The organism is Thermomonas aquatica, from assembly GCF_006337105.1.
Taxonomy (GTDB): Bacteria; Pseudomonadota; Gammaproteobacteria; order Xanthomonadales; family Xanthomonadaceae; genus Thermomonas; species Thermomonas aquatica.
The window spans coordinates 44,984-69,590 of the sequence record NZ_CP040871.1 but is presented as its reverse complement, the minus strand read 5'-3'; the positions used below and the strand labels follow the sequence as shown (position 1 = coordinate 69,590).

The window sequence follows — 24,607 nt, the reverse complement described above, 5'->3', positions numbered from 1 at the left end:
GGAAAACGTAGGAATTCCGCAGGCCATGACACGCCGCGGATGGCGTGTCGCCACGATACAGATCAGACCGCCTCGCGCAAGCCCCCGCGCTCGAGCAGGAGCACGCGATCGGCCAGCGCGAGGCTGGCCGGCCGGTGGGTCACCAGCAGGACCGTGCGATGGCGCAGCCCTTCGCGGCAGGCGGCGACGAATTCCGCCTCGCCGGCCGGGTCGAACATCGCGGTGGCCTCGTCGAGCACCAGTACCGGCGGATCCAGGAGCAACGCGCGCGCCAACGCGATCCGCTGGCGCTGGCCGCCGGAGAGGCGCACCCCATCGTCGCCGACGGCCGTCGCATACCCCGCCGGCAACGCCGCGATGAAGCCATCGGCGCGCGCCAGGCGGGCCGCCGCCTCGATCTCGGCCTGGCTGGCCCCCGGGCGCCCGTAGGCGATGTTCTCGCCGATGCTTGCATTCGCCAGCAGCACCTGCTGCGACACCCAGCCGACCTGCGACCGCAGCCAATCCAGCGGCAACGCGCGCAGGTCGGTTCCGTCGAACAGGATGCGGCCCGCGTCCGGATCCGCGAACCGCAGCAGCAGGTGCAGCAAGGTGCTCTTGCCCGCGCCGTTGGCGCCGGTCACCGCCACCGTCTCGCCGGCGCGGATGCGCAAGTCGAGGCGCTGCAACACCGGCTCGCCCCCCGGGTAGGCGAACGACACCGCCTCGAAGGCGATCTCGCCGCGCGCCGCGGACGGGAGGCGCGTCCCGCCGCGGGGCTCGGGCGCCGTGGCCAGCGCGCGCGCGATGCGCTCGGCGGCACCGCGGGCCGATTGCCACTGGCCCCACACGCCCGCGAGCTCGCCGACCGGTTGCGCCAGCAGCAAGCCGTACAACATCAGGCTGACCAGGTCCGCCACCGCCAGTGTCCCCGCCGCGACCCGACCCGCCGCCAGCCACAGCAGCCCCAGGACCAGCGCGGAGGCGAGCAGCCGAACCAGCGGCGGGATCGCCGCTTCCCAGCGCCCGAGCCGACGCTCGAGCGCACGCACCTGCGCAAGCTGCCCGCGGAAGCGCTGCACAGCGCGCGGCGTGGCCACGAAGGCCTTGGCCAGCGGCAGCAGCGCCAGCGCCTCCTCCGCCTGTGCCGCGCGCTGCGCGTAGGCATCGGCCAAGTGCCGGCCGAGCGGGCGCAAGCGACGCCCCAGCAGCTTGAACCCCAGCCATCCCAGCGGCACCAGCACCGCGACCGGCAACGCGAGCGCCGGGGCGATCCACAGCATCATGCCCAGCGCGCCGATGCAGGTGAACAGCAACGGCAGCACCGACGCCAGGGTACTGCCGAGGAACCAACCCAGGCGGTCGATGTCCTCCGTCAGCAGCGCCAGGATGTCGCCACGACGGCGCGCCTGGTGCCAGGGCAGCGGCAACGCCTGCAGATGCGCGAACAGGCGACCGCTGCCGTCGGCCACCATGCCGGTCGCGGTGTCCTGTATCCGCACCGCCACCCACCACGACAAGCCCGCCTGCAAGGCGACCAGCCCGAACACCGCCCACAGCCATGGCGCCACGCCTTGCGCCGACACCAGGGCCGCGGAAACGCGTCCCGCGGCCCAAGGCAGCCCGAGCATCGCCAGGCTTTGCGCAAGCAGCAGGCACGCGGTGAGGGCCAGCGTCTTCGCGTGCGGCCGCAACAGGCTGGCGAAGATCCCGCGCACGTCGGCGTCGGGCGGCGGGAGGTCATCGGTGCGCATCCGGCGAGTATCGCCGATCGCACCACGCCTGCAGGCGCGCGCCTACCCGGGCGCGTCGCGGCCGTAGACGTCCTCGAAGCGGACGATGTCATCCTCGCCGAGGTAGCTGCCCGACTGCACCTCGACCAACTCCAGCGGCACCACGCCGGGATTCTCGAGGCGATGCTTCACGCCCAGCGGGATGTAGGTGCTCTGGTTCTCGCCGAGCAGGATGACCTCGTCGCCGCGGGTGACCTTGGCGGTGCCGCTGACCACGATCCAGTGCTCCGCGCGATGGTGGTGCATCTGCAGGCTGAGCGCCGCGCCGGGCTTCACGGTGATCCGCTTGACCTGGAAGCGCTCGCCGACGTCGACCGAATCGTAGTGCCCCCAGGGCCGGTAGACCTTGCGGTGCAGGCTGGTCTCCGCGCGTCCGCGCCGCTTCAGTTCGGCGACGATCGCCTTCACGTCCTGCACGTGGTCCTTGTGCGCCACCAGCACGGCATCCGCGGTATCCACCACCACCACGTCGCGCAGCCCGAGCAGGGCCAGCAGGCGGCCATCACCCCAGGCGAGGGTGTCGCGGCAATCGCGGGCGAGCACGTCCCCGTGGTGCGCATTGCCGTCGCCATCCTGCTCGGCGACCTGCCACAGCGCGGCCCAGCTGCCGACGTCGTTCCAGCCGACATCGATCGCAAGGACCGCCGCGTGCGCGGTCTTCTCCATCACCGCATAGTCGATCGAATCCGACGGCGAAGCGGCGAACGCCGGCTGGTCTAGGCGCACGAAATCGACGTCGCGCCGCGCACGCGCCAGCGCCTCCCGGCAGGCCGCGAGCATCGCCGGCTGGTGGCGCTCGAGCTCCGCCAGGTAGGCGGAGGCGCGGAACAGGAACATGCCGCTGTTCCACGCGTAGTCGCCGCTGGCGACATAGGCCGCCGCGGTGGCGGCATCGGGCTTCTCCACGAAGCGCTCGACCGCGCGCACGCCCTCGCCCGCAGCCGCCTTGATGTAGCCGTAGCCGGTCTCGGGCCCGGTGGGCACGATGCCGAAGGTCACCAGCGCCCCCGCTTCGGCGGCGGCGCCGGCGGCACGCACCGCTGCACGGAACGCCGCGGCGTCGACGATCACGTGGTCGGACGGCAGCACCAGCAGCAGCGGGTCGGCACCATCCCGCGTCGCCTCCAGTGCGGCCGCCGCGATCGCCGGGGCGGTGTTGCGCGCGAGCGGTTCCAGCAGGATCGTGGCGTCGGCGCAGCCGGCCTCGCGCAACTGCTCGGCGACCATGAAGCGATGCGTCTCCCCCGCCACCACGATCGGCGCGCCACTCGCCAACGGCGCGACCCGGTGCCAGGTCGCCTGCAACATCGAATCATGACCGACCAGGGCGAGGAACTGCTTCGGGAAGGCGTCGCGCGACAGCGGCCACAGCCGGGTGCCGGAACCACCGGAAAGGATGACGGGGATCATCGGCGGATTATGCCAGCGACGACCGCCGCCCCCCGGAGCTAACCCGCCAAGGGCGTCGACAACTTGAGCCCGTATCATCGCGGCATGCCGCCAACCGCCCACGCATGACACGCACTCCCTCCCCGATCGTTGCGGCCAGTGCAGACGATGATGGCGTGCGCCGGCTGGCAGGCGCCTGCTACCTGGCGATGGCCAGCGGGGATCCCACCTGGCTGCACGCGCTGCCCTCCGTGCACAGCATGCAGCGCAGCGGGCTCGGGGCGACCTGGGCCAACCTGCGCGCGCGCCATGGGATGCAGGCACCGCGCGAGGCCGCCATGGCCGGCATGCATCTTTCGGCCGGGATCGCGCGGCGCTGGGAGCGCCTGCGCGAAACGCTCGCCTCGGCACGTACGGCGGGATTCTCGCCGGTGCTGTTCAAGGGCGGCGCCATCCATGCCCGCTGGCCAGAGACCCGTGAGACGCGTCCCCTGTCCGACTACGACCTCATCGTGCCGCAAGCAGAGGCCGACGCATTCCGCGCGTTCCTCGCCCGCCGCGGATTCCGGTCGCCACCCATGGGTTCGCGCCTGACCCGGTGGCTCAGCAAAGGCTGGATGGTGTGGCGCGGCGAAGGCCCCACCTACGAGAACCTCGACATCCATGCCCGGGTCACCGAACCCCCGATGTGCACCTCGCTGACCCGCTCGATCCTCGGCAGCCGCGAGAGCCGCGACGGCCTCCGCATCCCGGATGCCCATGACAGCGCCTGCATGATCGCCCTGCACGTCGCACGCAGCGGCATGCACCGGCCATTGCACGAGTACCTCGATCTCCTGCGCTTCGTCGACGGGATGGCGGATGCCGACTGGCTCGCGCTGCAGGAACGCGCACGCAGGCACCACCTGCGACCTGCCTTGTTCGCCGCGCTGCGGCAGGCGCTGCACTGCCTGGCGTTGCGCGAGCTGGATCCTGCCCGTGCTGCCGCGCTCGAGGCGCGCATCGACGCCCTCGGCCGCCGCATCGGCGCACTGCGACGGCACGCACTCGACCGTATCGCTGCGCCCGACCATCCCTTGCACCCGGCCCCTGCGCAGGATCGCCCGCTGGTCCGCCGCAGCCTCGTCTTCTGGGCCGGCACCGAGTCGAGCGGGCGGGTCATGGCTGCCTTCGTCCTGTACGGAGGCGCGCGCCTGCTGGACCGCTTCCCGGGCGCCAGTACCCCCGCAGGCGAGGATGGCGATCAGGCGCCGTAATAACCCCGGTACCACTCCACGAAACGCGCCACCCCGGTCTCCACCGGCACCACCGGGCGGTAGCCCACGTCGGCGATCAGGTCCGAGACGTCGGCCTCGGTGTCGGGCACGTCGCCCGCCTGCAGCGGCAGCAGTTCCATCTGCGCCTTCCGGCCCAGGCAGTCCTCCAGCACCTCGATGTAGCGGAGCAATTCCACCGGCTGCTCGTTGCCGATGTTGTAGAGCCGGTACGGGGCGACGCCGCTGCTGGCGGGGTCGGGCCTGGCGCTGTCCCAGGCCGGGTTCTTGCCCGGCGCCTGGTCGAGCGTGCGCACCACGCCTTCGACGATGTCGTCGACGTAGGTGAAGCTGCGCTTGTGCCGACCATGGTTGAACACGCGGATCGGCTTGCCATCGAGGATCGCGCGGGTGAACAGGAACAGCGCCATGTCCGGGCGACCCCACGGGCCGTACACCGTGAAGAAGCGCAGTCCGGTAGTGGGGATGCCATACAGGTGGCTGTAGCTGTGGGCCATCTGCTCGTTGCCCTTCTTGCTCGCCGCGTACAGCGTCAGCGGGTGCTCCGCAGAGGCGTGCTCGCTGAAGGGCATCGCGGTGTTGGCGCCATAGACCGACGAGGTGGAGGCATACACCAGGTGCTCGACGCCGTGGTGGCGGCAACCTTCGAGGACGTGCAGGAAGCCGACCACATTGCTCTGCACGTACACGTGCGGGTTCTCCGCCGCGTAGCGCACCCCGGCCTGCGCGGCGAGGTTGACCACGCGCTGCGGCTTGTAGGCGGCGAAGGCGGCTTCGACGGCGGCACGGTCCGCGAGGTCGCCGGCCACGTGGGTGTAACCGGCGCGCGCCTGCAGCCGCGCCAGCCGTGCCTGCTTCAGGGTGACGTCGTAGTAGTCGTTGAGGTTGTCGAACCCGACGACCTCGTCGCCGCGGTCGAGCAGGCGATGGGCCAGGTGGGAGCCGATGAACCCGGCGGTGCCGGTGACCAGGACCTTCATGCGGGGAAGCGCTCCGGCGCGGGAATCTCGGAGCGCATTCTACGTGGCCTGCCCCGGGGAGACCGCATCGTCCCCGGTGAGGCGCACGCGCCCGCGACGATCGACGCCACCCGCTCCGCGCGGCATGGGCACCTCCTGCACGTACACGACGGAACCCCGCCCGGCATGGACCTCGATGCGTCCCATGGGCTTCGCCCCCATCCGCTGGTAGAACCGGTGCGCGGCGGCGAGCGATTCGCCCACCGTGATGCGGAACGCGTTGATGCCTCGCCGCGCGAAGTGCTCCTCCAACCCCTCGTAGAGGCGCACGGCCAGGCCTGTCCCGCGACAAGCAGGATCCACCGCGACGCTCAGCAGTTCCGCGCGCGGCAGGACGAGACCGGCGTCCGATGCCCTTCCGTAGCGAACGATGTCCATCATCCGCAGGAGCCTGGACGGCTGCGCGAACACCGACGCCAGCGAGAACGCCAGCTGCAGGGGATGTCGCAGCATGCGCCGGTAGATCGTCGCCATGCCCGAGCCGCCCGCCACGAAGCCCACGACCCGCCCGTCGAGTTCCTCGACCAGCAGGACGCTGTCCGCGGCCTCGTCGATCGCGCGATACACCTGTGCCAGGAAAGGCTCGCCTAGCGTGGCCAGGAAGCCCTGGTCGATGGCGGCCGCATGCAAGGCCGCGACCTGGCGATGGCGTTGGGCAGGCGACATGCCAGGCTCAGAGGGATCCCGCGAGCCCTTCCGGGGCGCTGGGCAGCCCAGGAAAAAGCCGCCAGGCCACGCGCGAGGCCGGGAACAGCACCACCCATGCGGTCACGAAGATCGCGGCGAGGTAAGTCCTGGCCCCCTGGTGCGCCACGTACCACTCTTCCAGCCGGCCCTTGTACGGCATGATCACCTCGTCATAGAACCGCTCCGGTTCCTGGCTGGCATGCATCAGTTCTTCCTCGTCGCGAAAGACGATGGAGCCGATGCCGGACAGGCCGGGGCGTACCCTGATGATCTGCGCCTGCGATTCCGGCGGGAACGCATCGAAGCAGCGCTGGGTTTGCGGGCGCGGACCGATGATGCTCATGTCGCCCTTCAGGATGTTCAGCAGCTGCGGCAATTCGTTCAGCTTGGTCTTGCGCAGCAACCGGCCCAATGGCAGGACACGCGGATCGCCCTTCACCGTCACCGTTCCGGTGCCGATGTTGGGACTGTCCTTGAGCATGGTGGCGAACTTGTAGAGTCCGAATGGGCGGCCGCCGCGCCCCACGCGCTGCTGGATGAAAAATACCTCGCCCTCCCCGGTCAGGCGCAGGATCAGCATGACGGGAAGCAGCAGCGGTGACAGCACCAGCAGGGCCAAGCCAGAGAGCAGGATGTCGAGGAAGCGCTGCATGGCCTACATCCGCCCGTCGAGGTACTTGCCGGTGTCCTTGTGCCGGAACTCCGGGATCATGTGGTTGAACAGCTCCACCAATTCCGGCTTGTCCCAGGTGGGCTGGGCGCGCAGGCGCTCGATGGTGGCCAGGAAGTAGTCCAGCTTTTCCCCGTCGTACACCGCTTCGTTCCGGATCACGCCGATGGCTTCGAAGCGGTCCAATTCCAGCGCTTCGGCCCCGGTGTAGAACTCTTCGAAATCCTTCTCGCCGGTGGTGTCGCTGGCGAAGAAATACACCGGCCATTGCTTGCGCGCGATCAACTCCGCGGCACGGTCCCGCGCCTCGCCTTCGCTGGCGCATTCGAAGGGCTCGAAGCCCAGGGACTGCAGGTAGCGCACGGCGATGTCGGAAAAGCGGGTCAGGTCCAGTTGCGCGCTCAGCTGGGGGAAGAAGATATCGCGGTTGTCGCCCAACAGGCAGGAGCTCAGGCACAGTTCGCCGGACTCCTGCGGGGTGACGAAGTAACGGCGCACGTCGTTGGGCGCGGAGATCGGCTGGCGTTTGGCGAAGCGCTGGTTGAAGCCGTGCAGCAGCGACCCGTCGGAGAAGGCCACATTGGCGAAGCGCGCGGTGGAGATGGGCAGCGACTCGCTTGCGCGCATCAGGAACATCTCCATGATCCGCTTGCTGGCGCCCATCATGTTGACCGGGTTGGCCGCCTTGTCGGTGGACACGCAGAAATACTTGCGCGCCCCGCCCGCCTGCGCTTGGGCAACGGTCGAGATCGTGTTGAGCACGTTGACCTCGATCATCCGCATCAGGGTGAACGGGTCCTTCTCGCTGCGGACGTGCTTGAGTGCGGACAGGTTCAGCACATGGTCGTAGCCCTGCCCGGCCGCCATCAACGCGGCGAACCCGCGGGAACCGCAGTCGATGGCGAAAGTGCGGAAGTCGCCTTCGATGTAGCCCAGCGTGCTGCGGATGTCCCGCACCAGCTCGACCATGTTGTTCTCGCTGATGTCCACCACGTGCAGCGCACGCGGCTTGCGCTTGAAGATCTCGCGAGTCACCGCCTGGCCGATCGAACCCGCGCCGCCGATGACCAGGAAGCGGCCTCCACTCACCATCGCGGAGAGTTCCACCTCGTGGGCCCGGATATCGTCCTCGAACAACGGACGCTCGCGCCCGATCAGCTGCAACACGTTCATCCCTGGAATTTCCGCATGGCGCCATCCGGAACGCTGGATGGCAAATTCACCACCCGCGCCTCCAGCCACTGCGAGTTCTCCAGCCCGTCGTGCTGGCAATGCTTGAACATGTCGAGGCGCGACATCAGCCGCCAGATCGGTCGGGTCATCACGCCCTGCGCATTCGTGTATTCCAGAAGTGCATCACGCTGCGCCTGGTCGTGCAGCACGATGGCATTGAGCCACCGATTGGCTGTCGCTCCCTCGATGGGCTGCACGAAGCGGACACCGCTGGCTTCGAAGAACCCGGCGTAGCGGCGTGCCACCTCAGCCTTGGCGGCCAACATCTCCGGCAACCGTTCCATCTGCGCGCACCCAAGCGCGGCGTTGAGGTTGGGCAGGCGATAGTTGTAGCCCACCTCGTCGTGCACGAACTCGTACGGATGCGGGATCTTGGCGGTGGTGGTGATGTGCTTGGCGCGCCTTGCCAGCACCTCATCATCGGTGACGATCATGCCGCCGCCACCGGTGGTGATGGTCTTGTTCCCGTTGAAACTGAGCGTGGCCAGCTTGCCGAAGGTGCCGGTGTGGCGACCACCGACGTAGCTGCCGAGCGATTCGGCCGCGTCCTCCACGACGGGAATGCCGTATTCATCGCAAACGGCGACCACCTCCGCGATCCGCAGCGGGAACCCGAAGGTGTGCATCGGCACGCAGGCGGCGATGCGGCGGCCGGTCGTGCGGTTGAATGCCCGTCCTTCGCGAACCTCCGCATTGGCCGACAGCCAGCGGCGCAGCGCTAGCGGACTCAGCCCCAAGGTATCCAGATCCACGTCGATGAAGACCGCATCGGCACCGGCATAACGCAGCGCATTGCAGGTGGCGACGAAAGTCAGCGCCTGGCTGATCACCTCGTCGCCACGCTGCACCCTGGCCAACTGCAGCGCCACGTGCAGCGCTGCGGTCCCGTTGACGGTGGCAATCGCGTATTTCGCGCCGGTGAAGGCGGCAACCTGCTGCTCGAACTCGGCGACCTTCGCTCCCACCGACGAGACGAAGTTGGAGTCGATGCAGTCGACCAGGTACCGGCGCTCGTTGCCCTCGAAGACGGGGCGATGGAGGGGGATGAAGCCCTCCCCGTAGAGCGCCCTGACGTGCGCAACCAGCGCAGGGAACGAATCGTCAGCCTGCATGAGGCGCACCACTCTGCGGGGGGGCAATGCCCATCTCACGCAGCATCACGGCGTTGACCTTGTGCACGTCGTACTTCTCCTCCGCGATTCCCCGCGAGCGTTCACCCATTCGCGGGGCGAGCGCCGGGTCTCCGATGAATTTCACCATGGACTCGACCAGCGCGTCGACGGAACCGACCGGCACCAGGAAGCCGTTCTCCCCGTCGATCACGGTTTCCCGGCAGCCAGGCGCATCCGTGGTGATGATGGGGCGGCCCATGGCCATCGCCTCCAGCACCGTGCGCGGGGTTCCCTCGCGATAGGACGGGAGCACGTACGCCGTGGCCGCGGCGATGGCGGGCCGGACATCTTCCAGCCTGCCCAGGAACTCGATGGTGCCGTCCGCGACCCAGGCGTCCAGTTCTTCCGGTGCGATCGCATCCGGGTTGGCGTCGATCCAGCCCGCCAACCGGAAGCGCGCGGCGGGAAACCGCAGCTTGACGCACCGGGCGGCCTCCGCGTATTCGCGGACGCCCTTGTCGCCGATCAGGCGACCGATCATCAGGAAGACCGGGGACCCCGTCGGCAGCGGGGTGGCAGCGTAAGAAGCGACGTCGACGCCCGAGCCATCCACCACCACCGACGGCGTCGAGGAGAGGAGCAGGCCCCGCGCTCGGAACAGGCGTTGGTCATCCGGATTCTGGAAGAACACCAGGCGTGCCCGCACCAGTGCGATCCGGTACAGGAAAGCGACCACCTGCGTGAGCATCCCGCGGCGACCAGCGGTGAAGGCGAACCCGAGCCCGGTGACGAGGGCGTAGCGGTACGGCACGCCGGCAACCCAGGCCGCCAAGGTCCCGTAGATGACGGGCTTGGCGGTATACGCCAGCGTGGCCGCGGGCCTGACCCGCCGCATCAGGCGCCAACTGCGGAACAAGTAGGCGAGGTCCGCAGGGATGCTGGTCCCGGTCCGCCCGAGGGGTGTGTCGTGCATGCGCACGCCCATGCGCGACAACGCTTCGGCGACCTCGCGGCAGGCGGACAACCCCGGCGCCGCCACGTGCACCTCGCAGCCGCATGCCTGCATCGCGCGAATCAGGTCGCCGCGGAAACGCACCACCGACGCCGCGAACCCGGCCAGCAACAGCACCCTCACCGCCGCGACCCGTCCGCAGCCCGTGGCGTCTCGACCAAGGCCAACAGCGCGTCGATCTTTGCGCCATCGTCCATCAGCGCGTCGGGATACCCTCCCGCCGCCAGGCGCGACCGCAGCGCCGGGTCCAGGAGCAGGCGACGCATCCCCGACACGATGGCATCCGTCTCCTGCTCCACGATCAGGCCGTTGACCCCGCTTTCGATCTGTTCCTCGACGCCCGCGAAGCGGGTCGCGATGATCGGGCGCTCCAGCACGCGCGCCTCGTTGACGACCCCACTCAGTCCTTCGATATAGGACAACACCGCCACCAGGTCGGCGTGCGCATACCAGGCGAATGGATTGGCCACGGCCCCATGCAGGATGAAGGTGCCTGAGGCGCCGCGCTCCGCGATTGCGCGTTCCAGCAGGAAGCGGTCCGGACCATCGCCCAGCACATGCCATTCGTGCCGAATGCCGGCATCCAGCAACCGCTGGTGCACCTCGACCATGCGCAGCAAGGCCTTCTGCGATTCCTGCAGGCGGCAGACGCTGAGGACCCGCGGGCCAACTTGATCACCGGCGACGCCGAACGGATCCGGTGCCTCCGCGGCGCGCGCGCGCATGCCTTCGGGCTGGATCAGGTTGTAGATGCGGACGGCCTTCGGCGCCAGGTGCGGGAAACGCGCCAGCAGCGACGCCCGTACCGCGCCAGAGACGCAGACGTACGCGTCGATGGCGTCGGCGAAGCGCGCGATATTGCGGCGCAGGCGGCCCCGCGGGTCATCGGCTGCGTCGCTCCTGACCATGACCAGCCGCGTGGCGGCGCGAACATGCCGGCATACGAACGCAGGCGAGGTCCCGTGCAGACCGACGATGGCGGCATCGAACGCCATCGCGTGGAAGCGCCGCGACCGCCATGCTTGCTGGACCCTGCCACGGCACCAGGCCGCGATCCCGCGCAGGTAGCGGAACGCATCGGCGATGCCCGCCAGGCGGTTCGGCAGCTCGGCCGCCCCGTGGCGCAGGTGATGCACGACCACCCGCGGATCGACCTGTGGCTCAAGCGTCCCTCCTCGCGTGGTCAGTACCAGGTGCACTTCGCACCCCCGATCGACCAGCGCCGAAAGCAGGCGCAGCGTGGAATGCTCCGCTCCGCCGGTATTGAGGACGGGATAGTGCAGGAGGATCCGCGGTGCCTGCCCTGGCGTAGTTTCAGACTGCATCGCGGGCTCCTGCCGCCAAGGCACGCATTCCGCCGAACCACTGCTCGAGAACGAGTGCCTGATAGGCAAGCTGGTCGCGCAGGCCACGATCGAAACGGCCGGACGGATGCGCCAGCGAACGCGCACCCCGTTCCGAAAGCAGGCCGGCTGCGACCATCGCACCGCCGACCAGCGATTCGCCGCGGGCGCGCACCAGCGCCGCCACCCACTCGCGCGTCGGCGGCGAGAATCCACGCTTGGGGCGATTCAGCACCCACTCCGGGATGTCCTGGGCCACGGCGGCACGCAGCCAGCGCTTGCCGGGTGCCACCGCATCCGCCTGGGTGTCGTTGAGCCCCACCGCGTGTTCGACCAGCCGGTAGTCCACGAAGGGCAACCGCGCTTCCACGCCTGCCGCCATGCTGTAGCGGTCGGCCTGCGAGATGCCATTCTCGAGCAGGTAGGTCGCCAGGATGTGGCGCACCAAGGCCCGTTCCCAGGATTCGCCCGGCACACGGCCGTGGAATGCCATGCGCGCCTGCTTGAGCGTCGCCAGCGGGCGCATCGCATCGCCCGCGAGGTCCGCCACCGCCGCGGCAATGCGATCCATGGGCCTTGCAACGTCCCAGAACAGCACCTGCCCCGGGTCGTGCTGGCGCAGGCGACGATACATCGACAACGCATCGACAAGACCGCCGCCCTCCACCGCCCATTGCGCCAGCGTACGCGACACGAAACGCGCGGGCAGGCGTACCTTGCTGCGCAGGCTGCTCGCCAGGGTGGCCGCTGCACCGGGTCCTGCTTCGCGCGCCCGGTTCTCCGCCAGCGCCTGGCGCATCCAGCCATAGCTCCAGAACAGCTCATCGGCGCCCTGGCCCTGGAACATCACCTTGACCCCGGCATCGCGCGCGGCACGCATCACCGCGCGGTAGCTGGAACCGGCGGCATCGGCGATCGGCTCGCCCATGTCCGCGACCAGCCCTTCGAAGCCGGAGACCACGTCGCCCGCGGCGAGCTCTACTTCCACCATGCCGATGCCCAGGTGGGCGGCAAACGCGCCGGCATCGCGACGCTCATCGTACGCGGGCCTGCCCTCGTAGCCGACGCTGAACGCGGTGACCTGCTGCGCCGAGTAGCGCGCGGCGAGGCTGGCGACCACGCTGGAATCGAGGCCGCCGCTCAGCGCCACGCCCACCGGCACGTCGGAGCGGACGATGATGCGACCGATGTCCTCCAGGTCCGCGCGCACGATTTCCACCGGGTTCCCGCTCAGCGAGGGGACCGCCGAAACATTCCAATAGCGTTGCGGGACGGGCCAGGGTGATTCGGGGGAAAGCGCCAGCAGATGGCCTGCTTGGAGCTTGCGCACGCCACGCAGCGGAGTGGCCGGTTCCGGCACGAAACGGAAATGGAAATAGCGATTGATCGCCTCGGGATCCGGCTCCACTGGAATCGTGCCGGAGGCGACCAGCGCGGCGATTTCGGAGGCGAAATACACCGTGCCGTCATCGCCGGCGGCGTAGAGGAGCGGCTTTTCGCCAAGGCGGTCGCGCAGCAGCAGCAAGCGCTGCCGCCGGCCGTCCCAGATCGCGGCGGCATAGGCGCCGCGCAACCGGTGCACGAACGCGTCGCCCTCGCGCTCGTAAAGGAACGGCATGACCTCGCTGTCGCTGCGGGTGCGCAGGCCCGCGCCCGCGGCCACCAGTTCCTGTCGAAGTTCGATGTAGTTGTAGATCTCGCCGTTGACGATGGCGACAACTGCGGGATCCTGCCCGCACAGCGGCTGGGCGCCGCCCGACAGATCGATGATGCTCAGTCGGCGATGCGCCAGCGCGACGCGCCGGTCCTGGAACCAGCCTTCGCCGTCAGGCCCGCGCCTCGCCAGCGCGCCCTGCATCCTGCGCACGGCGCGGATGGCCGGCACGGACAGGCGATCGGAATGAAAGGCGCCAGCGATCCCGCACATTCAAGGATCGCTCGTGCGCTCGTCGCATTGGGATTGCGAGGCAATGGCCACTATTCCAAATGCCCCAGCCGGTCTGTTCCAGTCATGCTTCTTTCAGTCCGGTGGCGAGCACCTGGTTCCATTTGGTCTTTCTGCGTATAGGCAACGTGTTGTAAATGAAATTCCCGTAAAGGTAACTCAACCAATGAAATATCTTGAACCCGAATAGGCGAATGAACATCCGATATTTGGGCACCCACTTATGCAGTAACGCTCGGGATTCTATGCATGTAAAGCCTGCGCCCTGAAGGATATTTCCGAGGTTCATTGGGCTAAAGCTGTACAGGTGATTGCAGACGTCATTCGGAACCCATCTGTAAGAATAAGAATCGATCGGAACACAGATCACGATCCTGCCACCGGGCCTCAGCTTCCCCTTTAGTTTCTCGATGGTGTGATACGGATCTTTGACATGTTCGATGCAGTGATTGCTTATGACCACATCGAAACGACCATCCTCGACCTCGTCGAGCGAAGCATGCACCTTGAAGCCGTGGTTTTCCTCACAGTAGCGCCTGGCGTGCGGATTCAGCTCGACACCAGTCTTGGTTGCGCATGAAATGTTGTTGAGCAAGAACCCTCCACCAGAGCCGAAGTCGAGCACGTCGTCACTGGATTTTATGTATGGTTGAAACTTGAAGAGGTTCGCTCTGCCGCCGATCTCACCGGTCGCCCGTTGCGAGCGATAGAAATACTCGTAGTCGTAGTGGGAAGTAATCAAGTCTTGGCTGTTCATTCGTTTGCGCTTCCGATCAAAATGGAAATAGTGGGTAGCCAGCGCCTGCCGGGCATGGTTCGCATCCCGCTCATCCCCACTTCTTCCACACTACCTGGTTCACGTAATCCACGTAGCTGTGGAGGATCCGTACCACCTTGTCGGACACGTTCGGCATCGAGTAGTCCGCCACCTGGCGCAGCATCCGCTCGTCGCCGACGGGCTGCGACTCCAGGACCGCCAGCCCCTGCATCACCCGCTCGACGTTCATGCCGACCATCATCACCGCGCCCTCCTCCATCGCTTCCGGCCGCTCGTGCGCCTCGCGCAGGTTGAGCGCGCGGAAGTTCAGGATCGAGGCTTCCTCGCTGATCGTCCCGCTGTCGGACAACACCGCCTTGGCATCCATCTGCAGGCGCACGTAGTCGCTGAAGCCAAGCGGCTTGAGCAGTTGCACGCGGGCGTCGAGGCTGATGGCCAGCGCGTCGATGCGCTTGCGGGTGCGCGGGTGCGTGGAGACCACCACCGGCAGGTCGTAGGCGGCGGCCACCGCGTTGAGCGCCTCAACGAGGCCCCCGAAGTTGCGGTCGGACTCGATGTTCTCCTCGCGGTGCGCGCTGACCAGGAAGTAGCCGCCGGGCCGCAGGCCCAGGCGGTCGAGCGCATCGGATGCCGCGATCCTGGGCGCGTAGTGCGCCAGCACCTCGCACATCGGGCTGCCTGTCTTGATGATCCTGTCGGGCGGCAGGCCTTCGGCCAGCAGGTATTCGCGGGCGATGTCGCTGTAGGTCAGGTTGATGTCGGCGGTGTGGTCGACGATCCGCCGGTTGATCTCCTCTGGCACCCGCATGTCGAAGCAGCGGTTGCCGGCTTCCATGTGGAAGATCGGGATCTTGCGGCGCTTGGCCGGGATCACCGCCAGGCAGCTGTTGGTGTCGCCCAGCACCAGCACCGCGTCCGGCTGGATGTCGGCCAGCGCCCGGTCGGCGGCGATGATGACCTTGCCGATGGTCTCCGCACCGGTGGCGCCGGCCGCCTCCAGGAACACGTCGGGCCGACGGATGCCGAGGTCGTCGAAGAAGATCCCGTTGAGTTCGTAGTCGTAGTTCTGGCCGGTGTGCACCAGGACGTTGTCGCAATGGGCATCCAGCGCTGCGATCACCCGCGACAGCCGGATGATCTCCGGGCGGGTGCCGACAATGGTGGCGACCTTCAGCTTGCGCCGGGCCATGACGTGTTCGTTCATACCTTGCTCGCCACCGTGTCGGGTCGTTGCCGGTCGAAGATCTCGTTCGCCCACAGCATCACCACCAGTTCGTCGTCGCCGATGTTGGTGATGTCGTGCGCCCAGCCGGGGATGGTCTCGACCACCAGCGCGGTGCCGCCGTCGCTCTCGACCTCGAAGGTCTGGTCGGTGAGCAGCTCGCGGAAGCGATACCGCGCGCGACCCTTGATCACCAGGAACTTCTCGGTCTTGGTGTGGTGGTAATGGCCGCCGCGGGTCACGCCGGGATGCGCGGTGAAGAACGAGAACTGCCCGCAGTCCGGCGTCTTCAGCATTTCCACGAACACGCCGCGTGCATCGCCGTGCATCGGCACCGGGTAGCTGAACGACCCGGGCGGGAGGAAGCTCACATAGGTCGCGTACAGCGCCCGCACCAGCCCGGTGCCCACGCGCTCGCTGACCAGGGTGCTGCGCACGTCCCGAAAGGCCTCGACCTGCCGTGCCAGTTCGCCCACGGTCGTGGCATGCACCGGACCGGGCTCAGGGAAGCGCACGCCCTGCCCCGGATCGGCGAGGAATCGCAGCAGCTCGGCCACCACGTCGTCGATGTAGATCAGCCGCAACGGCACCGATGGATCGTCGATGCGGATCGGCAGGCCGCGGGCGATGTTGTGGCAGAAGGTGGCCACCGCGGAGTTGTAATCGGGTCGGCTCCACTTGCCGAACACGTTGGCGAAGCGGTACAGCGCGACGCTTGCCCCGGTGGCCTCGCCGTACGCCGCGAGATGCGCTTCCGCGGCGCGCTTGCTGGCGCCGTAGGCGTTGTCGCGCGCCGCCTGGATCGACGAGGCGAACGCGACCGGGATGGCGCGCCCGGTGGCCGACAGCAATGCGCACAGGCGCGCAGTGAAGTCGGCATTGCCGGTCGCGAACTCGACGGGATCCGTTGGCCGGTTGACGCCTGCCAGGTGGATGACGGCGTCCGCGCCCGCGGCGGCCGCGGCCAGGTCGGCCTCGCTGCTGGCGCGCGTGACCGGCAATACCTCGAAGCCTTCGCGTTCGCCCAGGGCGACGCGCAGGTTCCTGCCGATGAAGCCGTCGGCACCGGTGACCAGGACCTTCATGTCAATCCACCGGCACGGCCGGACGGCCGGCGACCAGGTCACGGATGAAGTCGAGTTTCATCAACAGCGCCTTCATCCCGTCCACGTCCAGTCGCTCGGTATTGGCCGAGGTGTAGTCCTCCGCCTCGCTGATGCGCTTCTCGCCCTGCTCCACGTACTTGCCGTAGTTCAGGTCGCGCAGGTCCGGCGGGACGCGAAAATAGCCGGGGAGGTCTTCGGCGTGGGCCATTTCCTCACGACTGAGCAGGGTTTCGTGCTTCTTCTCGCCATGGCGGGTGCCGATGATCTGGATGGGATGGTCCGGCTTGCCGAGCAGCTCGGTCAGCGCACGGGCCAGCGTGTGCATGGTCGCCGCCGGCGCCTTCTGCACGAAGATGTCGCCGCTGTTGCCGTGCTCGAAGGCGTACAGCACCAGGTCCACCGCGTCGTCCAGGGTCATCATGAACCGGGTCATTTCCGGGTCGGTGATGGTGATCGGCGTGCCGGCGTTGATCTGGTTGACGAACAACGGGATCACCGACCCCCGCGAAGCCATGACGTTGCCGTAGCGGGTGCCGCAGATCGTGGTCTTCGCCGGATCGACGTTGCGCGACTTGGCCACGAACACCTTCTCCATCATCGCCTTGGAAATGCCCATGGCGTTGATCGGATACACCGCCTTGTCGGTACTCAGGCAGATCATGCGCTTCACGCCGCACTGGATCGCGGCCTCGGTGGCATTCTCGGTACCGATGACATTGGTCTTCACCGCTTCCATCGGGTGGAACTCGCAGGAAGGCACCTGCTTGAGCGCCGCCGCATGGAACACGTAATCCACCCCGCGCATCGCGTTCATCACGCTGGCCGGGTCGCGCACGTCGCCGATGTAGAACTTCAGCTTTCCCGACGCATGGCGCTTGCGCATGTCGTCCTGCTTCTTCTCGTCGCGGCTGAGGATGCGGACTTCACCGATGCCGGTTTGCAGGAACCGGCGCAGCACAGCGTTGCCGAAGGAGCCGGTGCCGCCGCTGACCAGGAGCGTCTTGTTTTCGAACATGTCAATTTCCTTGGGACGTGCCGGTACGCGGGGCCTCGCCCCTGGCCCAGGCCAGGTATTCGGGCAACCCGTCTTCCATCGTGATGGCAGGCTGGTAGCCGAACGCATTGGATGCGGCCTCGATGTCGGCAAGGCTGTGCTCCACGTCCCCGGCTCGCAGCGGACCGAACTCGATATCGACCGGCACGCCAAGCCCGTCCTTAACGGCAACTGCGAGATCGAGGATCCGCGTCTGAGAGGCGCTGGCGATGTTGAATGCGCCGGTGACGCCGGGTGCCGTCGCAGCCTTGATGTTCGCCTGCACGACGTCCGCGACGTTGACGAAGTCGCGGGTCTGCATGCCGTCACCGAAAATCGTGATCGGACGCCCCTGCAAGGCATTGAAGACAAATATCGGAATGACATTGCCATAAGCATCGAATCGCTGGTTCGGCCCGTAGACGTTGAAGTAGCGCAGGGCCACGGCCTCGATGCCATGCGTGGCCGCATAAGCCAGGCATTGCTTCTCCATGCACAGCTTCGACGCGCCGTACGGGGTCAGCGGATCCAGCGGATGGCTTTCATGGATCGGCACGGTGCGCAGTTCGCCGTAGATGCCGGCGGACGAGGACACCACGATCTTGCGCACGCCGGACCGGCGCGCGGCTTCCAGCACCTGCAGGGTTCCGATGACGTTGATCGAGGCATCGCCGATCGGATCATCGATCGACCGCTTGTTGCCCACCGACGCCGCAAGGTGGAACACTACGTCGCAACCGGCAACGGCATCCGCCACCGCCAGCGGATCGCGCACATCGCCGTGGCGGAAGTCGACCGGCAGTCCGTCCAGGTTGGCGCGGTATCCGGACGACAGGTCGTCCAGCACGCGCACGCCCCAACCCTCTGCGGTCAATGCCCTGGCGATGTTCGATCCGATGAACCCGGCGCCGCCGGTTATCAACGCTTGCATTCGTCTTCCTTCATTGGTGCGTCTGGTGCTGGAGCAGGTCGTGCAGGGCCGTCGCGTAACCCGAGGGATGGAACGCGGTGGATGCATGGCCGATGCAGGCAGCGCGCATCCGGCGCAGCACCGACGCATCCATCGCCAGGGCGCGCTCCAGCGTCGCTGCAATGGCTACGGCATCGGGCCCGTCGCACACCAGCCCCGTCTCCCCGTCCCGCAGGTGCAGGTGCAGGTCGCTGGTGAGGTTGGCGATGACCGGCGTCCCGCACGCGAAGCTTTCGACGAACTTGGTCGGGAAGCCCGCCTGCGACGTGCGACATGGCTGCCGGACAAGGATACTGAAATCCGTGCTGCCCACCAGCCGCTGCACGTCCCCGTGCGCCAGCATGCCGGGCGTGCGCAACCAGGGAATCTCCCGCTCGTGCGGCGCGCCGAGGAGGCGCAGCACGTCCTGGCGCGCGGGCCCGGCGACCGTCAGATGGATCGCGGCGCCCTGCCCCGCCAGCGCGGCCACGGCCCGCAGCACCGCCCCCAGGTCGTCCTTGTAGCCGGGGTTGCCGGCGTAGCACAGGCGCAATGCAGGATCCGGCTGCCATGGACCCGGCGCGATCGCCCCGGTGGTCGGCGGCACGATCTCCACCGGAAGGCCGCGCGCCCGGTAATAGTCGGCCAGGTAGCGACTGATCGCGATCACGGCATCGACCTTCGGTACCAGGCGGCGCATCGCCCATTCGATGTTCCATTGGTAGGGCGATGTGAGGTAACCCGATGGATGCGCGGGCTCGTACCATTCCACTGCATCGAACAGCAGGCGTACACCATTGCGGTGACACCACGGCAGCAGGCGCTGCAGGTACGGCGTGTAACCGCTGTAGAGCACGACCGCCTGCGGCAGCGTCGGTCGCGAGGCCAGCCACGCCACGGTGCGCTCGCCCATCCATGCGTAGCGGAAGCGACGCAACGGACGCGGCCAGTGTTCCGCGGTTCGCTCCGGCAGCAGGCAGTAGGCGATGCCGTCCCCTTGCGGCACCAGGACTCCCGCGTCCGCTTCCGATGACCCCGACCCACTGGCCACCACCACGTCATGACCCGACTGCGCAATGCTCTGGGCCATGCCCAGCACGCGCCGCGACGCCGCGCCGCCTGCCGGATAGGGGAACGGACCCACATAGGCAATCCAGGGCCGGGGCTCACTCATCCGCGTCGCCCGCCCGCCAAAACGCCTCGGACCTGCATGCGCTCAACGCCATTCAGGGCGATCGCCCACATCAGGCCGAGATAGACCAGCGTATACACCGCGATCTTCAGCGCCAGCGCAAACCAACCCTGCGCAGGCAAGCCAAGGTGCAGCACCCACCCGACGGGGAGGCTGAGCAACAGCGCCGGTGCGATGCCCTTCCACACGCCGCGCAGATAACCGAATACCGGGATACCGGCCTTGCTCGAGAGCACCCAGGCAACGCCAATGTAGGCCGCGAGGATGCCGCCACCGGTACACACCGCAGCCCCGACGATGCCCCAGTGCCGCATGGCCAGCAGCGTGGCCGGGATGTTCACCAGCGCCGCGGCCAGAAAGATGCCGGCCCGCCACCAGTACAAGCCCTTGACCTGCAGCACCACGTTGCGGACGTTGCCGATCAACTCGAAGGCATACGGCCCCAGGGTGCACACCAGCACCCAGTACGACAGCTCGTATCCGGGCCCCATCCAGGTGCGGATGAAATGCTCGCCGAACAGCACCAACCCCGACAACACGAGCATCAGCACGAAGGCCTGCCAGCGGGACACCTCGACCAATCGCCCGGTCAGTTCGGTCGTATCGCTGCCGGCATCGATGCGCCGCACCAGGTCCGGCATCATCACCCGAGAGATCGCGGTGGCGAACGCCATGAAGTACTTGTTGAACATCACCCCGATCGCGTAAACCGCCACCGCCGCCGCCCCCAGGCGGGCGCCGATCAGGATGTTGTCGAGTTTCCAGAAGATCTGCTCGACCAGCATCGACACGAAGATCGGGGCGGCATACGACGACATGCCGGTGAGCTGCGTCCGATCCACGTGCCTTGCCGCGAGTGGAAGCCGCAAACCGCCGCGCACCATCAGCCATTTGCAAAGCGTAGCCAGCATGGCGCCGCTGCTGGCGACCACCACGACCGACAGCACACCGCCACCCAGCAGCAAGGCGGCGACGTTGCCGAGGGTCACCAGCACGACCGTGGCCATCTCCAGCGACCGCAGGAACACGAAGCGTTCGTGCGCCACCAGGGTGGCATTGAGCGGGTTGCCGGCCACCACCACCGCGGTGCTGATGCCCAACGGAACCAGCATGGTCTGCAGGGTGCTCAGTGCGTCGGGCGCCATGGTGCCGCCGAACAGCATCGGCACGCACGCGATCGCGATGGCCGCCGCGCCGAGGATCATCAGGCCCAGCACGCCATAGAGCGAGACCATCGAGCCGAGGAAGTCGCGCTCACCCTGGCGGTCGTCCTTGCCATGAAGTCCCACCAGCCGCCTGACCACCGAATCGGCCAGGCCCATGTCCAGGATCACGAGGTAGGAGGCCATGGCGCCGGCAATCGCGAACAGGCCGTAGTCGGCCTGGCCCAGCGTGCGCACCATGAAGGGCGTGTACGCCAGCGCAATCCCGATGTTCAGGGCGATCTGCAGATACGCCAGCATCCCGCCCAGCCTGCGCTGGCGCGCGCGATGGGCAGCGTCACCCAGGCCGTGGCCGCCGTGCATCAACGTCCCAACCAACCCGCCAAGCGTGGCCAGCGTGCCAATGCATCGCGCAGCAGGCGCCCACGCAAGGGACCGGAATAGGTGCGATGAAACGCCTGCTGGATGGCAGGGTCCAACGCGACCTTGCGCAATGTGTAGTCGGATTCCGCAATACGCTCGTTCATCGGCGTCCCACTGCCGCAATGCACCCCGCTACCGTCGTAGCCGGTGTTGCCGACCCGATTCACCGCGGGATAGACCGTCCCCAATCCGCGCAAGAACAGGGACAGGCCGAAGCGGATCGACCACGAGTCGATCTTCCCCGCCATCTGCCGCCGCAAGCGGTCGTAGCGATCGTTGCCCTCGCGGTTGAATTCGCGGCGCACCGCCCACTTGCGGTCCAGGCGCTGCTTGCCGGCAGCGGACCAATCGACACCATCCCAAACCCGCCTCCACGTGCCCCAGCTGTGGCTGGCATTGCGCATCGCCATGAAGACATCGCCCCGAAAACCAGCAGGCATCGACTCCAATGGACAAAATCCGGTGACCGCACCCACGGAAGCATCTTCCGCGTAGTAGTCCAGGCAATCGTTCATGAACACCAGGAAGTCCGCCGTCACCAGCAGGTCGTCCTCCAGCACGATCGCCCGGCCGTGGCGCTCGATCACGCTGCCGACCCCTCGGATGATGGAGTTCGCCAATCCGCGATTGGCCTCGGAGGCGTCAATATGGAAACCGGCGAAGCGCCCCCGCGTCGCTTCCTGCGCCAGCACCTCGCGGACCTGCCGGATGGCCGTCGCGGCGGCGGCGTTGCGTGGCCCGTCTGCGAAGGCGAACACCTCGGTCTGGTCCGCCAGGCGGCAGGCTGCCAATGCGTCCAGGGTGCGTTGCAAGTGAACCGGGCGGTTGTAGGCGAACACCACCACGGGGGCCGGTACGCGCGTCATGGCGTGCGCTCCGGCTGCAGGATGGCGCGATAGGCGCGTAGGAGGTCGTCCAGGTTCGCCTCCGGATCGTGAGTCTGCATGGCGCGCGCGCGCGCCGCCTCGCCCAGCGCCTGCGCCAATGCGCCGTCGTCGAACACGCGCTTCAACTGCCAGGCGAGCGTTACCGGATCTTCTGCGCGATAGAACAAGGCCTCATGTTCATCGCGCGCCATGCCCGGGGCGCCGCCGGCGTAGGCGCTCACGCAGGGCATGCCCAGCATCATCGCTTCGCCCAGGGTGTTGGGGCTGTTTTCGATCAACGAGGTCATCGCATAGACCTGGCAGCGTGCCATGCGGTGGGCCATTCCCGCTGCATCGAGCAGTCCCGTGAATTCCAACGCATCGGCGAGGCCCAATTCGGCAATCCGGCCTCTCAGGTAAGCCGGGTAGCCCACCCAGCGACGCAATGCGCGGCCACCTTCGAACGGCGACTGGCCCGCCACCACCAGTCGCGCCTTCGGGAACTCCCGGCGCAGCAAGACAAGCGCCTCCAGCATGACATGCACCCCTTTGCGGGGCGCGGCTGCATTGCCAACGAAGATGGTGTGCGGCTCGCATCCCTGCAGCGACCAACGTCGCTGGTGGAACGGATCGCGCAGGGTTCGGCTGCAGTGGTGGTAACGGGCGCGCGGATTCAGCGCCCAGGCTTGCGCGCGATCCCAGGGCGTGCGCCCCATGATATGGCCTGCCATGCCTACGGCTTCACGCTCGCCGGCAAGACGGGGCATGAAGCGCAGGCGCTTGTTCAGCAGCAGTGCCAGCGCCGTGAGCATGCGTGCCGGACGCGCCGAAGCCAGCATGGCGCCCGGCCGCAACGCGCCAAGTTCGAACGCCTCGTACCCGTTGATGACGCCCTGCAGGCTGAGCAAGCGCGGCCCCGGCCATGCGGCCAGCATGCGTCGCGTGTAAGCCATCTCCGAACCCTCGGCATGCAGCAGGTGTGGTGCGAAATCCGCCAGTACCGCCGCGCAGTCCGCGCCACGCGCGTCCAGGGCGCCCTTGCCGACCTGCGGCAACGCGTAATAGCGAATGCCGTCCACGTCCGCGATCTGCAGTTCGTCGACGGGCGCACGCATCGCCACGCCCAGCTCCACGCCGGGCACCCGGGCCAGGCGCCGGGTCATGGTCGACAGCCAGCCGCCGAACGGCGTGCGCGGCAGGCCCAGGGCTTCCGCCGCGTGCGGCAGGGGGATGTTCACCAACCACAGGATGCGCATCGGGCCGGTCATCGCGGCATCCTGAGGTTCTGCATGAACGCGCGCATGCGCGGCACCCAGGCCTGCACCGCGAACGGGTTGTCCGCCGCCACACGTGCTTTCATCGCGGCCCGTTCCGCCCGCGACAAATCGAACGCACGTTGCAGGCCCTGCGCCAGCGCATCCGCCCCGCAGTCCGGCAGCAGGATCCCGTTGTCGCCATCGCGCAGGTAGTCGCCGATATCGCTGCTGCGGTTGGTGAACACCGGGACCCCGCAAGTGACCGCTTCGGCGTATTTGGTTGGGAAACCCACCTCGCTGACCCGGTTTCGCTCGCGCACGAAGATCGAAAAATCCGCCGCGCGCAGCACGCCTACCGCGTCCCGGTGCGGTCGCCGGCCGAGGAACCGCAGGCGACCTGCATGCCTGCGCAGGATCGCGGCATGCGCCGGCACGCTGCGCAAGTAGTCCTGCGCGGACATGCCGACCACCGCGAAACGGTAATCGCGGGAATCGCCGGCGACCCGATCCAGCGCCTGCACGATCAGCGGCAGGCGATCCTTGTGCATCCCGAGGCCCGGGCTTCCGGAATAGACGAACCGCAGCGCATCGGTACCCGCGCACCAGTCCTCATTGGGTGGCGTCTGCCAGCAGTCCCATCCGGGATCCAGGGCAAATGGCAACACCAGCGCGTTGACGCCCGGATGCCGGGCTTGCGACCAGCGGGTTGCGCATACAAGGTTGCCGGCTTCGCGCACCAATCCGTTGTTGCGCCAGCGGGACTCAAGAATGCGCCGGACATTGGTCACCGGCCGGAAGCCTTCCCAACCGTACCACTCGGTACTCTCGTTGATCACCGGAATACCCAACCGGTGCGCTACGCGAATCAACCGCGCCAAGCCAAACCCCGGGAAGTTGTAAGCCATCACCGCGACCACACGCTCCGGCCCGACAAGCGCCAGCAGGGCCTCGATGTTGGCCGGCGTCAGCGTGTAGTCGCGACGCGGCGTGCCGGCCAGTGGCTCGCGGATGTCATGGCAGTCGAAGCCCTGCACCCGCAGCGGCTGGCTGGCCGGGTCCGGAATCTGCGCGAACTTGCCGGCGACCACCACCCGATAGCCCGCCGCGCGCAAGACCGCTGCATTGCCCAGCGCACGCAGCGCCGACGCGGTGCGGTCCGGCAA

The 24,607-nt window shown here is 67.6% G+C and carries 21 protein-coding genes; 1 reads left to right on the top strand and 20 read right to left on the bottom strand.

Going from position 1 to position 24,607, the window contains the following annotated elements:
* Positions 1 to 62: 62 nt before the first annotated feature.
* Together FHQ07_RS00340 and FHQ07_RS00335 are read right to left on the bottom strand one after the other, a co-directional pair.
* The gene (locus FHQ07_RS00340) at positions 63 to 1,733 is read right to left on the bottom strand and encodes an ABC transporter ATP-binding protein (RefSeq protein ID WP_139714765.1); all 1,671 of its coding nucleotides are present in this window, start codon (positions 1,731 to 1,733) and stop codon (positions 63 to 65) included.
* A 42-nt stretch (positions 1,734 to 1,775) separates the two neighbouring features.
* On the bottom strand, positions 1,776 to 3,182 hold the full coding sequence (locus tag FHQ07_RS00335; RefSeq protein WP_139714764.1) for a mannose-1-phosphate guanylyltransferase/mannose-6-phosphate isomerase: 1,407 nt from the start codon (positions 3,180 to 3,182) through the stop codon (positions 1,776 to 1,778).
* 155 nt (positions 3,183 to 3,337) lie between these two features.
* Between FHQ07_RS00335 and FHQ07_RS00330 the strand changes: the two genes are divergently transcribed.
* Positions 3,338 to 4,417, top strand: coding sequence for a nucleotidyltransferase family protein (locus FHQ07_RS00330; protein WP_168191414.1), 1,080 nt, complete (start codon positions 3,338 to 3,340; stop codon positions 4,415 to 4,417).
* Here the strand turns inward: FHQ07_RS00330 and FHQ07_RS00325 are convergent.
* The 18 genes from FHQ07_RS00325 to FHQ07_RS00240 form a co-directional block, all read right to left on the bottom strand.
* Positions 4,405 to 5,415: an NAD-dependent epimerase gene (locus tag FHQ07_RS00325; protein ID WP_139714762.1), complete on the bottom strand. Its 1,011-nt coding sequence runs from the start codon at positions 5,413 to 5,415 to the stop codon at positions 4,405 to 4,407. The genes FHQ07_RS00330 and FHQ07_RS00325 overlap by 13 nt on opposite strands.
* Before the next feature lie 39 nt (positions 5,416 to 5,454).
* Positions 5,455 to 6,120 (bottom strand): GNAT family N-acetyltransferase, encoded by a 666-nt coding sequence (locus FHQ07_RS00320; RefSeq protein ID WP_139714761.1) that lies wholly within the window; start codon positions 6,118 to 6,120, stop codon positions 5,455 to 5,457.
* Between the two features lie 7 nt (positions 6,121 to 6,127).
* Positions 6,128 to 6,793: a sugar transferase gene (locus FHQ07_RS00315; RefSeq protein ID WP_139714760.1), complete on the bottom strand. Its 666-nt coding sequence runs from the start codon at positions 6,791 to 6,793 to the stop codon at positions 6,128 to 6,130.
* 3 nt (positions 6,794 to 6,796) lie between these two features.
* On the bottom strand, positions 6,797 to 7,984 hold the full coding sequence (locus FHQ07_RS00310) for a UDP-N-acetylglucosamine 4,6-dehydratase (RefSeq protein WP_139714759.1): 1,188 nt from the start codon (positions 7,982 to 7,984) through the stop codon (positions 6,797 to 6,799).
* Positions 7,981 to 9,156 carry a LegC family aminotransferase gene (locus FHQ07_RS00305; RefSeq protein ID WP_139714758.1) on the bottom strand — a complete coding sequence of 392 codons (1,176 nt, stop codon included), beginning with the start codon at positions 9,154 to 9,156 and terminating at the stop codon, positions 7,981 to 7,983. The genes FHQ07_RS00310 and FHQ07_RS00305 overlap by 4 nt, the downstream gene beginning before the upstream one ends.
* Positions 9,146 to 10,285 carry a glycosyltransferase family 4 protein gene (locus FHQ07_RS00300; RefSeq protein WP_240703515.1) on the bottom strand — a complete coding sequence of 380 codons (1,140 nt, stop codon included), beginning with the start codon at positions 10,283 to 10,285 and terminating at the stop codon, positions 9,146 to 9,148. Before FHQ07_RS00300 ends, FHQ07_RS00305 begins: the two co-directional genes overlap by 11 nt.
* A gap of 2 nt (positions 10,286 to 10,287) precedes the next feature.
* Entirely contained in the window at positions 10,288 to 11,517 is a 1,230-nt protein-coding gene (locus FHQ07_RS00295) for a glycosyltransferase (RefSeq protein WP_139714756.1), read from the bottom strand.
* A complete protein-coding gene (asnB, locus tag FHQ07_RS00290; RefSeq protein ID WP_168191413.1) occupies positions 11,483 to 13,396 on the bottom strand; it encodes an asparagine synthase (glutamine-hydrolyzing) in 1,914 nt (637 codons plus the stop codon). Before asnB ends, FHQ07_RS00295 begins: the two co-directional genes overlap by 35 nt.
* Positions 13,397 to 13,520: 124 nt before the next feature.
* Positions 13,521 to 14,213: a class I SAM-dependent methyltransferase gene (locus FHQ07_RS00285; RefSeq protein ID WP_139714754.1), complete on the bottom strand. Its 693-nt coding sequence runs from the start codon at positions 14,211 to 14,213 to the stop codon at positions 13,521 to 13,523.
* Positions 14,214 to 14,283: 70 nt separating this feature from the next.
* Positions 14,284 to 15,438, bottom strand: a complete 1,155-nt coding sequence (gene wecB, locus FHQ07_RS00280) for a non-hydrolyzing UDP-N-acetylglucosamine 2-epimerase (protein ID WP_240703514.1) — start codon at positions 15,436 to 15,438, stop codon at positions 14,284 to 14,286.
* The gene (wbjC, locus tag FHQ07_RS00275) at positions 15,435 to 16,541 is read right to left on the bottom strand and encodes a UDP-2-acetamido-2,6-beta-L-arabino-hexul-4-ose reductase (protein ID WP_139714753.1); all 1,107 of its coding nucleotides are present in this window, start codon (positions 16,539 to 16,541) and stop codon (positions 15,435 to 15,437) included. The genes wecB and wbjC overlap by 4 nt, the downstream gene beginning before the upstream one ends.
* 1 nt (position 16,542) lies before the next feature.
* Positions 16,543 to 17,577: a polysaccharide biosynthesis protein gene (locus FHQ07_RS00270; protein ID WP_139714752.1), complete on the bottom strand. Its 1,035-nt coding sequence runs from the start codon at positions 17,575 to 17,577 to the stop codon at positions 16,543 to 16,545.
* Between the two features lies 1 nt (position 17,578).
* Positions 17,579 to 18,526, bottom strand: a complete 948-nt coding sequence (locus tag FHQ07_RS00265; RefSeq protein ID WP_139714751.1) for an NAD-dependent epimerase/dehydratase family protein — start codon at positions 18,524 to 18,526, stop codon at positions 17,579 to 17,581.
* A 10-nt stretch (positions 18,527 to 18,536) separates the two neighbouring features.
* Positions 18,537 to 19,688, bottom strand: coding sequence for a glycosyltransferase (locus FHQ07_RS00260; RefSeq protein WP_168191412.1), 1,152 nt, complete (start codon positions 19,686 to 19,688; stop codon positions 18,537 to 18,539).
* 26 nt (positions 19,689 to 19,714) lie between these two features.
* The gene (locus FHQ07_RS00255) at positions 19,715 to 21,262 is read right to left on the bottom strand and encodes an oligosaccharide flippase family protein (protein WP_139714749.1); all 1,548 of its coding nucleotides are present in this window, start codon (positions 21,260 to 21,262) and stop codon (positions 19,715 to 19,717) included.
* A complete protein-coding gene (locus FHQ07_RS00250) occupies positions 21,262 to 22,188 on the bottom strand; it encodes a glycosyltransferase family protein (RefSeq protein ID WP_139714748.1) in 927 nt (308 codons plus the stop codon). Before FHQ07_RS00250 ends, FHQ07_RS00255 begins: the two co-directional genes overlap by 1 nt.
* Positions 22,185 to 23,456, bottom strand: coding sequence for a glycosyltransferase family 4 protein (locus FHQ07_RS00245; protein ID WP_139714747.1), 1,272 nt, complete (start codon positions 23,454 to 23,456; stop codon positions 22,185 to 22,187). The genes FHQ07_RS00250 and FHQ07_RS00245 overlap by 4 nt, the downstream gene beginning before the upstream one ends.
* Positions 23,453 to 24,607, bottom strand: a complete 1,155-nt coding sequence (locus tag FHQ07_RS00240; protein WP_168191411.1) for a glycosyltransferase — start codon at positions 24,605 to 24,607, stop codon at positions 23,453 to 23,455. Before FHQ07_RS00240 ends, FHQ07_RS00245 begins: the two co-directional genes overlap by 4 nt.